Here is a 12,847-nt window from a genome sequence, read left to right as displayed (position 1 = left end):
TCTACCTACATTTTTTGTATATTAGCATTAACTTTCCTGGTTATATTCCCGGCGCATCAGGCTACCGGGAATAGTATTATTTCGCTTAATTTTTACCGGCAACGTGCGCTGCCGGATGCTATTTTACTCAAAGCGATAAGAGACCGACAGACCAACGCCATAGTTACGACCCGGGGCGGGTTCGTAATAGCGGTTGTAGCCAGCGTTAACAATCTCTGAACCGGCATACTCTTTATCGAACAGGTTATCGACGCGGCCAAAGATGTCCATTCCCCATTTACCGTAATTAAGTTTATACCCGGTATTCAGGCCGACCACAGTATAAGAGGGCGCTTTGGCGGTATTGGTGTCGTTTGCCATCACGTCGCTCATGTAGCGGGCATCTGCCCCCGCGTACCAGCCTTCCTCAGGCTCCCAGCCAAACGACGCATACCCCATGTTACGGGCAATACCCGGCATTCGGTTGCCGCTACAATCTGCTTTATCGCAGACGTTGGTACGGTAGGTCGCGTCAAGGTAGGTCCACGCCATTTTCAGCTTCCAGTTCTCGGCAAACTGCTGATCGAGCGCAATTTCCACACCCTGACGTCGCGTTTTACCGGCATTTTTATAGCTGGTACGGCGTTCATTGTCTTTATCTACCACGATCTCATTATCGGTATCCGTGCGGAACAGCGCTGCCGTCAGGATGCCATTGCCGATGCGGGTTTTGCTGCCAATCTCATAGGTGTTGTTGGTTGACGGTTGCAGATTAATATTGAGGCCGCCTTTGCCATCAGAACGGTATGAGAGTTCGTTGATGGTCGGGGTCTCAAATCCCCGTCCCGCCGCGGCATACAGGTTCCAGGCGTCGGTCACGGCATATTTCACCGCGCCTGCCGGGAGCCATTTATGGTAGCTGGCGTCGCCGCTATCATCGCCGTTTTCCGGGGTAATGTAACGATCGTTGGAGTCAAACCAGACGGAGCTGTACCGCACGCCCGCCTCAACGGACAGCTTTTGCGTTAGCTGCCACTGGGTTTGCAGGTAGGGATCAACGTTCCACATCAGGTTGCGTTCGTCACGGCGTTTGTTACCTTTCACGCCAAAATCCGGCACGCCGTTGTTCATCACGAAGTTTTCATACCCGCGGCGATTTTCACTCATATTTTCGTAGTTCAGACCGGTGGTAAACGTTACCGGCACCAGCAGCTCACCGCGGTGGGTCCAGCGGGTATCAATACCCTGATAGTGGCGCTGCATATCAATTACACCGCCCGAATGCGCAGGATTTTTAGTCTGCGCGGTATCCGGAATGGACTGGTACTGGGTCATTTCACGCTCACCGGCGTACATCATCACGCTGAGGTCGTCCCGTTCGCTCAGCTGACGGTCGTAGCGGATCCCGGCCTGGGTCTGCTTAATGGTTTTACGCGTGTTGTACTGATCGCCACGGGGTGACTGGCGTGGGTTGTTCTGCCACTCCTGATAACTCAGTCCGCCCGGATCGTTGGCTTTCATGTCGATGCTGTTAAAAATCAGCGTTAGCTTGCTGACATCATCAATGCGCACGCCCAGTTTCGCGTTAGCGAGGTTTTTCCGTGCACCGCTGTGATCGCGATAGCCATGGGTGGTGAAACGGGTGGTGGATACGGCGTAATCCACATCTCCCGCCTGAGTCCCGTCGCCCACCGCACCGGTGGCCTTCATGCCGTAACGCCAGGTGCCGTAGCTGCCGTAATAGCTGCTGGCTTCAACGCTGTCCGGCTGTTGGCCGGTCTGGGTGTTAATGTTGATGACGCCGCCAGAGGCATTGCCGTACAGGGCGGAGAAGGGGCCGCGCAGCACGTCGACGCTCTCGATGCTGTTGAGGTCAATGTTTGACGTCTGCCCCTGGCCGTCGGGCATGGTTGCCGGAATGCCGTCCACGTACATGCGGATCCCGCGTACGCCGAAGGTTGAGCGCGCGCCGAATCCGCGAACGGAAAGTTGCAGATCCTGGGCATAGTTCTGGCGGTTCTGAATTTGCAGGCCAGGCACGCTCCCAAGGGATTCAGAAAGGTTGATGCGCGGTGTGGCATGTCGCATATCGTCGCCGTTCACCACGCTGACTGCGGCCGGGGTGTCCAGTTCGGAGACGGTTTGCGGCGTGGCGCTGACGATCAGGGTCTGTTCATCCGCGGCCATTGCACTCAGCGGGCTAAAAACGACGGGAACGAACAGCAGTGGTAGTGACGCCTTGCGGGCAGTAATAGTTTTCATGGAGTAAACCGGTTAGGAAAAATTCGAACCAAATCAACTGGAACCTGTGTATATATGTTAAATCCTTTGTAAATGTTATGAAAACTATAACCGCACATTTCGTGAATGTAATGGAATGAGGGAAAGAAATACTCCACTTTCAACTCATTAATGATTACTATTCTCATTAAAATAATGGCAAAGCGATGACTTTGCCCACCGGAAGTGATGTCAGCGGTAAATATCCTCATTTAAAAAGGAATTGTTATGTCTTTACGTCATCTGTGCTCGCCGCGTCTGCGTGGGTCTCTGCTGTTGGGCTCTTTACTGTTTGCCGGTACGTTCCAGGTTCACGCCGCTGAAGAGATGCTGCGCAAAGCGGTCGGCAAGGGCGCGTATGAAATGGCCGTCAGCCAGCAGGAAAACGCACTGTGGGTTGCGACGTCTCAAAGCCGCAAAACCGATAAGGGCGGCGTGGTTTATCGTCTGGATCCGGTCACGCTGGAAGTGACGCAGGCGATTCATAACGATCTCAAGCCGTTTGGCGCCACGATCGATAACGCCACCCAGATGCTGTGGTTCGGTAACACCGTCAACAGCGCCGTGACGGCGATTGACGCCAAAACGGGCGAGGTGAAAGGGCGTCTGGTGCTGGACGATCGCAAGCGTAGCGACACGGTGAAACCGCTTCAGCCGCGCCAGCTGGTGGCTGATGACACAACCAATACGGTGTACATTACCGGCATCGGCAAGGAGAGCGTGATCTGGGTTGTTGATGGCGCAACGCTGAAGCTGAAGGACACCATCACGAACACCGGCACGTTCAGCACCGGCCTTGCGCTGGATGCGAAGGCAAAACGTCTGTATACCACCAATGCGGACGGCGAGCTGGTGACCATTGATACGGCAACTCACAAAATCCTCAGCCGTAAGAAGGTGCTGGACGACGGAAAAGAGCACTTCTACCTGAACCTGAGCCTGGACACTGCCGGTCAGCGCGCGTTCCTGACTGATTCTAAACAGCCAGAAGTGCTGGTGGTGAGCCTGAAAGATGGCAGCGTGATGCAAAAAATCGCTGCGCCGGAATCGCTGGCCGTACTGTTCAACCCGGCGCGTAACGAAGCCTATGTGACGCACCGCGAGGCGGGCAAGGTGAGCGTGATTGACGCCAAAACCTATAAAGTGACCAAAACTTACGATACTCCGGTTTACCCGAACAGCCTGGCGCTGTCTGCGGACGGTAAAACGCTGTACGTGACGGTGAAACAGAAATCAACCCGTCAGCAGGAAGCGACCCAGCCTGACGACGTGATTCGTATCGCGCTCTGATGTGGGATTTGCCCGGTGGTGGTGCGCTTACCGGGCATGAAACACCATGAAATACAGGCCGGGTAAGGCGAAGTCGCCACCCGGCTTTTTTATTAACGCGACGTCTCTTCCACCAGCGGACCATCCTGTCTGTCATCTTCATGATGAACCGGTGCGGTACTGTGGATTTCATTCACGCGTTTACGCACGCCAAACCAGCCAGCAATCAACAGCACCGCCAGCAGCGGGATTGTGGCGATGGTGTAAGTACCGTTCGGGTAGTCGAAGGCCATCAGCACCAGCACGCTCAGCAGGAACAGCAGGGTAAGCCAGGAGGTCACCGGTGCGCCCGGCAGCCTGAAGCTGACCTCAGCCGCTTTTCCTTCTTTGATCGCTTTGCGCAGACGCATCTGACATACCACGATAAAGGCCCAGGAGGCGATGATGCCCAGTGCGGCGACGTTCAGCACGATCTCAAACACCTGAGACGGTACCAGATAGTTCAGGAACACGCCAAAAATGTACACCACCAGCGTCGCCAGGATACCCGCGTAAGGCACCTGCTGCTTACTCATCTTCGACATAAACTTCGGCGCAGAGCCCCCCATCGACATGGAGCGCAGGATACGGCCTGTCGAATAAAGCCCGGAGTTCAGGCTGGAGAGCGCGGCGGTCAATACCACGATGTTCATGATGCTGCCCACGTACGGCACGCCCAGCTTAGAGAAGAAGGTCACAAACGGGCTTTGACCTGCCTGGTATGCATTCCACGGCAGCAGCAGTACCAGCAGTACCACGGAACCTACATAGAACAGGCCGATACGCCAGATCACGCTGTTGATGGCTTTTGGCACCATCGTCTGCGGATCCTTACATTCACCTGCCGCCGTACCGACCAGTTCGATGGAGGCAAAGGCGAACACTACACCCTGCACCAGCACCAGCGCTGGCAGCAGGCCGTGCGGGAAGAAACCACCGTTATCGGTAATCAGGTGGAAGCCGGTTGCGTTACCGTCCAGTGGTTTACCGGTACCGAGGAATACGGTCCCGACCACCAGGAAGATCACAATGGCCAGCACCTTCACCAGTGCGAACCAGAACTCCATCTCGGCGAACCATTTCACGCCGATCATGTTCATGGTTCCGACGATTGCCAGCGCCCCAAGGGCGAACACCCACTGCGGCACATCGCCAAACGCGCCCCAGTAATGCATATACAGCGCAACGGCGGTGATATCGACGATACCGGTCATCGCCCAGTTAACGAAGTACATCCAGCCCGCGACATACGCGGCTTTTTCACCAAGAAACTCGCGGGCATAAGAGACAAAGCTGCCGCTGGAAGGGCGGTGGAGTACCAGTTCGCCGAGAGCGCGAAGGATGAAGAAAGAGAAGATCCCGCACACCAGATAGACCAGCGCGAGAGCGGGGCCAGCCATTTGCAGACGTGCACCAGCACCTAAAAACAGACCTGTACCGATAGCGCCGCCGATGGCGATCATCTGCACCTGACGGTTGCCCATCGCCTTGTGATAGCCCTCTTCATGAGAGTTCAACCAGCGACGTTTTGCAGCATGATGATCGGCTGCGCTTTTATTGCTTGTTTTCATTGAGTTACCTGTTTGCCTGTCTGAACCATTAACGTGATAGTCCTGTCTGGCAGTTGCCGAAACAAACGATTGCTTCTGCGCAGACACATGCCGCCTTTCCAGTCATTCTGTGTATGGATAAGGCAAAACATGGCGAGGCATCCTACCCGCAATTGTTAAGCGACGCAAAATATAACCGTGTCGAAAGTGATGCTCGTCGAAGGAAATCGTGTGGTCAGAGCAGACGGGGATCGCAATGCGCTGAACCGTGGCGTTTTTTTAGGCAAAAAGGTCAGAAAATGTGAATTATTCATCAGGTTTACTTGATAATTACCTATAGGTAGAGATTACTCATTGCCGCAGGGCGGCAATGAATAATCTCCAGGCGATAATGCCGATTACGACACTGGAAGACGGTAAGGAACGGTGAAAATCAATATCATAGGCACCAGCGGAAGTGGGAAAAGCACGTTTGGCAGGCGAATCGCGGAGGCGCTGGCTATCCCTTACATTGAGATGGACAGGCTTTACTGGCGAGCGAACTGGCAGGGGACACCGGATGATGAGTTTCTTGCAACCCTGGAAAAAGCGCTCGCCGCTTCGCCTGACTGGGTCCTGGACGGGAATTACAATCGCACACGCGACCTTAAGTGGCGCGACGTCGATCTGGTGGTGTGGATAGATCGTGGGTTTATCCGCACGCTCTGGCAGGCGGTGACGCGGGCCTCCGGACGCGCCTGGCACAAACAGGAGCTCTGGCCCGGCACGGGGAACCGCGAAAGCTTTCGTCGGTCGTTCCTTAGCAAGGACTCTATCATCATCTGGACGATCAAAACCTGGCGCAGCAACCGCAAACGCTATCAAGCGGATATGCAAAACCCGCAGTACGCACATATTCGTTTTCTCCGCATTACCCGACGGCAGGATGCGGAAAGACTGATTACATCGCTTAAATCACGCCGATGACAGACTTCCTATTGCCGTTTTCCGGCAATCCAAATGTAAATTAATTGTTTCTCAGAGGTGAAATCCACCTTTAATAATGACGACATGTTAAGTCAAACGAGAACGCAACATGTCATGGCGAATCAGCATTCTGGATAAAAGCCCCGTCGCAGAACACGAAACAGCCGCCGATGCGCTGGCGCGAACCTTAGCACTGGCGCAACAGGCAGAAACGCTGGGTTATCACCGCTTCTGGATTGCCGAACACCACAATACCCCGCAGCTTGCCAGCCCCTCGCCGGAGCTGCTGATTGCCTGGATCCTCGGGCAAACAAAGCGCATTCGCGTGGGCTCAGGCGGCGTCATGCTGCAACATTACAGCCCCTATAAAGTCGCCGAAAATTTTAACGTACTGGCCGCCATCGCGCCGGGGCGGGTCGATCTGGGCGTTGGCAAAGCGCCCGGCGGTCTGCCGCTCTCTACCCGCGCCTTGCAGCATGGCCTTAATCCTCAGGAAAAGGGCAGCTTTGCTGAACAACTGACGCAGCTCGATCGCTGGATCCGCCCTGAAAATCAGTCGGCGGAGGAGGACGTTCGCGCCACGCCGCTGCCGCCGGTGCCTGCCCGGGGGTTTCTGCTGGGCGCCAGTACCGAAAGCGCGCTGCTGGCGGCCTCCCTCGACTGGCATTTTGTCTTTGCCGCCCATCTGAACGGCGATCCTGAACTGCTGCGTGAGGTCGTCACAGCCTGGCGTCAACACAGCGTCCGTGAGGTGATTGTGGCCGTGCAGGTCATTGTTGCTCCAACCCAGGCTGAGGCCGATGCGCTGGCGCAGAAGGTTGAAGTATGGGGCGTGGAGCTGGCAAACGGACAGCGCGTCACCGTGGCCAGCGAAGAACAGGCCTACGCCTTTGCGCGGCAGGCGGGGAGTGAACCGGTGCGCATCGCGCGTCGGGCGCAGTCTCTGCTGGCCGGAACGGCGGAGCCGGTGCTTGAACAGCTCAACGCGCTGCATCAGCAGTGGGGGATTGACGAATTTATCATCGACACGCCGGTCGCTGATGGCGCAACGCGCGTGCAGTCCCTGCGGCTGCTGGCCGAGGCGCGTCTTAACAGGGAGGTGGCCGTATGAGCTTTAGCGAACAACTGATTGCCTGGCGCCGCGAGCTGCACCAGAACCCTGAACTCTCCGGTCAGGAGGTCGAAACAACGGCGCGCCTGCGCGAGTGGCTGACGGCCGCCGGGATTGCCCCGCAGCCTTACGATCTCCAGACCGGGCTGGTTGCGGAGATCGGCACGGGCAACGCACTGGTTGCGCTGCGCGCCGATATCGACGCGTTACCCATCGACGAGCGCAGCGGGGTGCCGTTTAGCTCCCGGCGTGCCGGGGTGATGCATGCCTGCGGGCACGACATCCACACCAGCGTGATCCTCGGCGCCGCGTTAAAGCTGAAAGAGCGGGAAGCCTCGCTTAACGGTCGCGTGCGGATCCTGTTCCAGCCTGCGGAAGAAAATTTCGGCGGAGCGAAAAGCATGGTGCGGGCCGGGGCGTTACGCGACGTACGCGCGATTTTCGGAATGCATAATGAGCCTTCACTGCCGGTCGGCGAGTTTGCCACGCGCGGCGGCCCGTTCTATGCCAACGTCGATCGCTTCGTTATTCACGTGACCGGCAAAGGCGCGCATGCCGCACGTCCCCATGAAGGCAACGACGCCATCGTGCTGGCAAGCCAGTTGGTAACCGCGCTGCAAAGCGTAGCCAGCCGTAACGTCAATACGCTGGATTCGGTTGTTCTGAGCGTGACGCGCATCGCCGGGGGGAATACCTGGAATGTGCTGCCGGAAAGCGTTGAGCTGGAGGGCACGCTGCGCACGCACCGCACGGAAGTGCAGCAGAACGTGAAAGCGCGCGTCGGTGAAATCGCCGCCGGATTTGCCAGCGCCTTTAGCGCGCAGATCAACATCACCTGGTACGCCGGGCCCACCGCGCTGGTGAACGATGAGCGCTGGGCCAGCTTTGCCACCTCGGTCGCGCGCGAAGCGGGATATGAGACCCGGCATGCGGAACTGCACATGGGCGGGGAGGATTTCGCGGTCTATCTGCAAAACATACCCGGCGCGTTTGTCAGCATTGGCAGCAACAGTCCGTTTGGGTTACATCACCCGGCATTTAACCCGGATGAAGCCTTAATCGAACCCGCTGCCCGCTATTTTGCACAGCTCGCGGAAAAAGCCCTGCAACACGTTTAATTAATTTGAGGTGAATATGTCTGCACATCGTCAATTGCGGCTGGGGACCATTTTGCATGGTGCATCCGGAAATATGTCCGCCTGGCGCCATCCGGCGGCGGTCGCGGATGCCAGCATTAATTTTGATTTCGTCAAAGAAACGGCTTTAAAAGCGGAAGAGGGCAAGCTCGACTTTATATTTGTGGCTGACGGTCTTTATATTAACGAGAAATCCATTCCGCATTTTTTAAACCGCTTTGAGCCGCTGACGGTGTTGTCCGCTCTGGCAAGCGTCACCGCGCGCCTGGGGCTGGTCGGCACGTTATCCACCTCGTACAGCGAGCCTTTCACCGTTGCACGCCAGTTCGCCAGCCTCGATCATCTGAGCAACGGACGCGCGGGCTGGAACGTGGTGACGTCGCCGCTGGAAGGGTCAGCGAAGAACTTCTCCCGCGAAAAACACCCGGAACATGCGCTGCGCTACCGCATTGCCGATGAGTATCTCGACGTGGTGAAAGGGCTGTGGGATTCCTGGGAAGGGGATGCCTTTATTCGCAATAAAGAGAGCGGACAGTTCTTTGATGCGTCGAAACTGCATACTCTGGATCACCACGGCGATTTCTTCCAGGTTTCCGGCCCGCTGAATATTGGCCGCACGCCGCAGGGACGTCCGATTGTTTTTCAGGCTGGCGCGTCCGACGACGGTAAAAAGCTGGCGGCAAAACACGCTGACGCCATCTTTACCCACCATGACGCGCTGGAAGAAGCCCAGGCCTTTTACCGCGATGTTAAACAGCAGCTGGAAAGTCACGGCCGCCGCGCAGGGGATTTACATATATTCCAGGGCGTCAGCGTGATTGTCGGGAACGACGCCGATGACGTCGAAAACCAGTATCAAACCACGGCGGCGCTGGTCTCCGTTAATGATGCGCTGAACTATCTCGGACGTTATTTCGAGCATCACGACTTCAGCCAGTATCCCCTCGACGCGCCGTTCCCGGATGTTGGCGATTTGGGCAAAAACAGCTTCCGCAGCACCACCGATGAAATCAAGCGTAACGCCCGTGAGCGCAACTTAACTCTGCGTCAGGTCGCGCTGGAAGCCGCATCGCCGCGCCCGCGTTTTTCCGGCACACCGGAGCAGGTGGCCGATGGTTTACAGGCCTGGTTCGAAGAGAAGGCGGCGGACGGCTTCATCATTCAGGGCGGCACGCCGGACACCTTACCGCGCTTTGTCGACCAGGTGGTGCCCGTTTTACAGGCGCGCGGCCTGTTCCGCACTGACTATCCCGGCACCACGCTGCGCGAAACTCTGGGCTTAGACGAGCCCAAAAATCAGTTCACACAACAATAAAAGAGAAAAACGCTATGCAGAAATCATCGCTTATTCTGGCGCTTGCGCTGGCCTTTACCCCTGCCGTCTGGGCAGGAAACGTCAATATTAACGGCACCGGCGTGAGCATTGAGGCCAATAAAACGCCTATCAATACCGCCAAAAACAGCGATGCGATCGCGCAACTGCCGAAAGACTATCGCTTTGCCGTGCCGGGGAAATTTACCGTGGCGGTGGCGGGGCTGAATCAACCGCCGCTGACGGTCTTTTCCGACGACAACAAAACCCTGCTGGGAAGTGAGGTCGACATTGCGCGTCTGGTAGCGGACAGCCTTGGACTGGAGCTGAACGTGGTGCCGACCTCCTGGGAGGACTGGCCTTTGGGGGTTGCCTCCGGGAAATACGACGCGGCTATCAGCAACATCACCGTCACCAAAGCGCGCAAAGAGAAGTTCGACTTCGCCACCTACCGCAAGGATTCACTTGGCTTCTACGTTAAATCTACCAGTCCGATCAACTCGCTTGTGAAGGCCGAGGATATCGCCGGGCTGCGCATCATCGTGGGTTCCGGCACCAACCAGGAGGCCATTCTGCTGGCATGGAACGAAGAGAACCGCAAAAAAGGGCTTAAACCCTTTACGCCGATCTACACCAAAGACGACGCGGCCCAAACGCTGGCGCTTCAGTCCGGACGCGCGGACGCCTACTTTGGCCCGAACGTGATCGGCGCCTGGAAAGCGGCGCTTAACGGTAAAACCAAACTGGTCGGCAGCGTCGACGGCGGCTGGCCGAAGGCGGCGCATATTGCGGTGACGCTGAAAAAAGGCAGCGGCCTGGTCGAACCGGTTCAAACCGCGCTGAATGGCGCGATCAAGAACGGAGATTACGACAAGGTGCTGAACCGCTGGGGGGAAGGCGTGGAGCGTATCCCTCATTCCGACGTTAACCCGGCAGGTCTGGGCGATTAAGGAGGCGCTATGCGCGAACAATTTCGGGACGTTTCGCCAGAAGATGCCGATCTTCAGCCCATTATCGCGGGGCTTTTCGGTGAGTACGCCGCGCGTTACGGCGACTACTTTTCAAAGGATGCGGAAGTCGAGCTGACGGAATGGTACCTGGCGCCGCAGGGGCTGTTTATCGTCCTGGAGCGCGATGGCGAGATCATCGCTACCGGTGCGTACAAACCCTTCGACGAACATACCGCAGAGATCAAACGTATCTGGACGAATAAAACGCTGCGCCAGCAGGGGCTGGCCGCGCGCGTGGTGCAGGAGCTGGAGCGCCGGGCGGTGCTGGCGGGCTACAGCCACATTTACCTGACCACGGGGTTTCGTCAGCCGGAGGCGGTGCGGCTCTATCTTAGTCAGGGGTATCAGCCGCAGTTCGATCTCAACCGCGATCCGGAAGAGTACAGCCAGCCGCCGTTCGACGGTCGGCTGCGTTTCACCAAGACGCTGATCCGCGAAGCGCTCAGCAAAACCGCATAAGGAGCGACGATGAGCAACGTTGAAACCATAAAAGTGGTCCCGGCACGTTATCCGCTGCGCGCTGCTGGCGCCGTGGTGGCGCTGTTTGTGCTGGCGGTCGTGATCCAGTCCGTGGCCTTTAATCCGCGCTGGGAGTGGGCGGTATTTGCCCGCTGGTTTTTTGATCCGGTGATCCTCGCAGGCGTGAGCCAGACGCTGTTGCTGACGTTGATTGCTACCGTACTGAGCGTGGTGATTGGCGGCATGCTGGCGCTGGCGAGGCTCTCGTCATCATGGCTGTTGAGCAGCCTGGCATGGGGTTACAACTGGCTGTTCCGATCGCTGCCGCTGATCGTGGTGCTGATTATCCTCTATAACTTCTCCTATCTCTACGACACGCTCTCCCTCGGCGTACCTTTTACCGGCATTACCTGGGGCCGCTTTGATACCATAAACGTGCTCGGGCAGTTTTCTACCGCCATCGTGGGGCTGACGCTGGTGCAGAGCGCTTATACCGCGGAGATCATTCGCGGGGGATTTCTTGGGGTCGACCACGGTCAGTATGAGGCGGCCGCTGCGCTGGGTCTGCCGGCATGGCGTCGCACCGTGCGCATTATTCTCCCGCAGGCGCTGCGCGCCATCCTGCCGTCCGGGTTTAACGAAATCATCAGCCTCGCCAAAGGGACGGCGATGGTTTACGTGCTGGCGATGCCGGAACTGTTCTACACAATCCAGATGATCTACAACCGCACTCAGGAGGTGATCCCGCTGTTGATGGTGGGGGCCGTCTGGTATCTGGCGATCACCACCGTACTGTCAGCCATCCAGCATGTTATTGAGCGTGGACTCGCCCGCAGCGAGCGCCGCTCCGCCGTAAACCACAACCGGGCGACCAGTCGCGCGCGTTCCGTCACCACTTCGCCAGCACAGGAGCCTGTTCATGCAAGCCTCTCCTGAAGGACACATTTCCATTACCGGCGTCAGTAAGTTTTTTGGCCGACATAAAGCGCTTGATAACGTCACGCTTGAGATCCCACCGGGCTCCGTGACGGTGATCCTCGGCCCCTCAGGGTCGGGAAAATCGACGCTGCTGCGCACCATTAACCATCTGGAGCGCGTAGACGAAGGCTTTATTCAGATTGACGGGGATTACATCGGCTATCGCCGTCAGGGTGACAAACTCTACGAGCTCAAAGAGAAAGAGATCCTCAAGCAGCGCGTCAACGTTGGGTACGTGTTTCAGAACTTCAATCTTTTTCCGCATCTCACGGTGCTGGAAAACCTGATTGAAGCACCCATCGCGCATAAAAAGTTCAGTAAAAAAGAGGCTGTTGAAAACGCCTACAGCCTGCTGGATGTGGTAGGCCTGCGCGATAAAGCCAATGCCTGGTCACGTCACCTCTCCGGCGGCCAACAGCAGCGAATCGCCATTGCCCGCGCGCTGGCGCTGCGCCCGCGCGTGATGCTGTTCGATGAACCCACCTCGGCGCTGGATCCGGAACTGGTTGGCGAAGTGCTGGACGTGATTAAAAAGCTCGCCCGTTCCGGCACTACGCTGGTGGTGGTCACCCATGAGATCGGCTTTGCCCGGGAAGTGGCGGACCAGGTGGTATTTATGGTCGACGGTAAAATTGTGGAGCAGGGCAGCAGCGACGACGTGTTAAACCGACCGTCACATCCGCGAACGCGCCAGTTTTTGTCGAAAGTATTGTAGTTTTCCCGCCTGGGATAACATGGTCATGCTGCTCTACACTTAG

At 57.0% G+C, this 12,847-nt stretch carries 9 protein-coding genes and 1 pseudogene; 8 read left to right on the top strand and 2 right to left on the bottom strand.

From position 1 onward, the window contains the following. Positions 1-123 precede the first annotated feature (123 nt). Positions 124-2,241 (bottom strand): TonB-dependent receptor PqqU, encoded by a 2,118-nt coding sequence (pqqU, locus tag G6Q29_RS01175; protein ID WP_165464214.1) that lies wholly within the window; start codon positions 2,239-2,241, stop codon positions 124-126. A gap of 246 nt (positions 2,242-2,487) precedes the next feature. On the opposite strand from pqqU, the gene G6Q29_RS01170 reads away from it, so the two are divergent. Then, entirely contained in the window at positions 2,488-3,549 is a 1,062-nt protein-coding gene (locus G6Q29_RS01170; RefSeq protein WP_165464213.1) for a YncE family protein, read from the top strand. 92 nt (positions 3,550-3,641) lie between these two features. Here the strand turns inward: G6Q29_RS01170 and ansP are convergent, their stop codons facing one another. Then, entirely contained in the window at positions 3,642-5,138 is a 1,497-nt protein-coding gene (gene ansP / locus G6Q29_RS01165) for an L-asparagine permease (RefSeq protein WP_165464212.1), read from the bottom strand. A gap of 405 nt (positions 5,139-5,543) precedes the next feature. Here ansP and G6Q29_RS01160 point away from each other — a divergent pair, with 405 nt between their 5' ends. The 7 genes and pseudogenes from G6Q29_RS01160 to G6Q29_RS01125 all read left to right on the top strand — a co-directional run bounded on the left by G6Q29_RS01160 (position 5,544) and on the right by G6Q29_RS01125 (position 12,804). Beyond that, a complete protein-coding gene (locus G6Q29_RS01160) occupies positions 5,544-6,083 on the top strand; it encodes a shikimate kinase (protein WP_165464211.1) in 540 nt (179 codons plus the stop codon). A gap of 109 nt (positions 6,084-6,192) precedes the next feature. Then, on the top strand, positions 6,193-7,194 hold the full coding sequence (locus G6Q29_RS01155) for an MsnO8 family LLM class oxidoreductase (protein WP_165464210.1): 1,002 nt from the start codon (positions 6,193-6,195) through the stop codon (positions 7,192-7,194). Further along, on the top strand, positions 7,191-8,312 hold the full coding sequence (locus G6Q29_RS01150) for an amidohydrolase (RefSeq protein WP_165464209.1): 1,122 nt from the start codon (positions 7,191-7,193) through the stop codon (positions 8,310-8,312). Before G6Q29_RS01155 ends, G6Q29_RS01150 begins: the two co-directional genes overlap by 4 nt. 16 nt (positions 8,313-8,328) lie before the next feature. Further along, positions 8,329-10,592: pseudogene (locus tag G6Q29_RS21625) on the top strand (NtaA/DmoA family FMN-dependent monooxygenase). A 9-nt stretch (positions 10,593-10,601) separates the two neighbouring features. Continuing rightward, a complete protein-coding gene (locus G6Q29_RS01135) occupies positions 10,602-11,111 on the top strand; it encodes a GNAT family N-acetyltransferase (RefSeq protein WP_022648228.1) in 510 nt (169 codons plus the stop codon). Positions 11,112-11,120: 9 nt separating this feature from the next. After that, positions 11,121-12,047, top strand: coding sequence for an amino acid ABC transporter permease (locus tag G6Q29_RS01130; protein WP_165464206.1), 927 nt, complete (start codon positions 11,121-11,123; stop codon positions 12,045-12,047). Next, positions 12,031-12,804 (top strand): amino acid ABC transporter ATP-binding protein, encoded by a 774-nt coding sequence (locus G6Q29_RS01125; protein WP_165464205.1) that lies wholly within the window; start codon positions 12,031-12,033, stop codon positions 12,802-12,804. The genes G6Q29_RS01130 and G6Q29_RS01125 overlap by 17 nt, the downstream gene beginning before the upstream one ends. The last annotated feature ends 43 nt before the right edge of the window (positions 12,805-12,847 follow it).

The sequence above is a fragment of the Enterobacter cloacae genome, assembly GCF_011078175.1.
Classification (GTDB): domain Bacteria; phylum Pseudomonadota; class Gammaproteobacteria; order Enterobacterales; family Enterobacteriaceae; genus Enterobacter; species Enterobacter cloacae_Q.
This window is presented reverse-complemented; position numbering and strand designations above follow the sequence as displayed.

What these genes read in the sequence shown, in the direction of transcription:
- pqqU (WP_165464214.1), bottom strand. Translation starts at nt 2,241, where the DNA reads ATGAAAACTATTACTGCCCGCAAGGCGTCACTACCACTGCTGTTCGTT.
- G6Q29_RS01125 (WP_165464205.1), top strand. Translation starts at nt 12,031, where the DNA reads ATGCAAGCCTCTCCTGAAGGACACATTTCCATTACCGGCGTCAGTAAG.
- G6Q29_RS01155 (WP_165464210.1), top strand. Translation starts at nt 6,193, where the DNA reads ATGTCATGGCGAATCAGCATTCTGGATAAAAGCCCCGTCGCAGAACAC.
- G6Q29_RS01130 (WP_165464206.1), top strand. Translation starts at nt 11,121, where the DNA reads ATGAGCAACGTTGAAACCATAAAAGTGGTCCCGGCACGTTATCCGCTG.
- G6Q29_RS01150 (WP_165464209.1), top strand. Translation starts at nt 7,191, where the DNA reads ATGAGCTTTAGCGAACAACTGATTGCCTGGCGCCGCGAGCTGCACCAG.
- G6Q29_RS01135 (WP_022648228.1), top strand. Translation starts at nt 10,602, where the DNA reads ATGCGCGAACAATTTCGGGACGTTTCGCCAGAAGATGCCGATCTTCAG.
- G6Q29_RS01170 (WP_165464213.1), top strand. Translation starts at nt 2,488, where the DNA reads ATGTCTTTACGTCATCTGTGCTCGCCGCGTCTGCGTGGGTCTCTGCTG.
- ansP (WP_165464212.1), bottom strand. Translation starts at nt 5,138, where the DNA reads ATGAAAACAAGCAATAAAAGCGCAGCCGATCATCATGCTGCAAAACGT.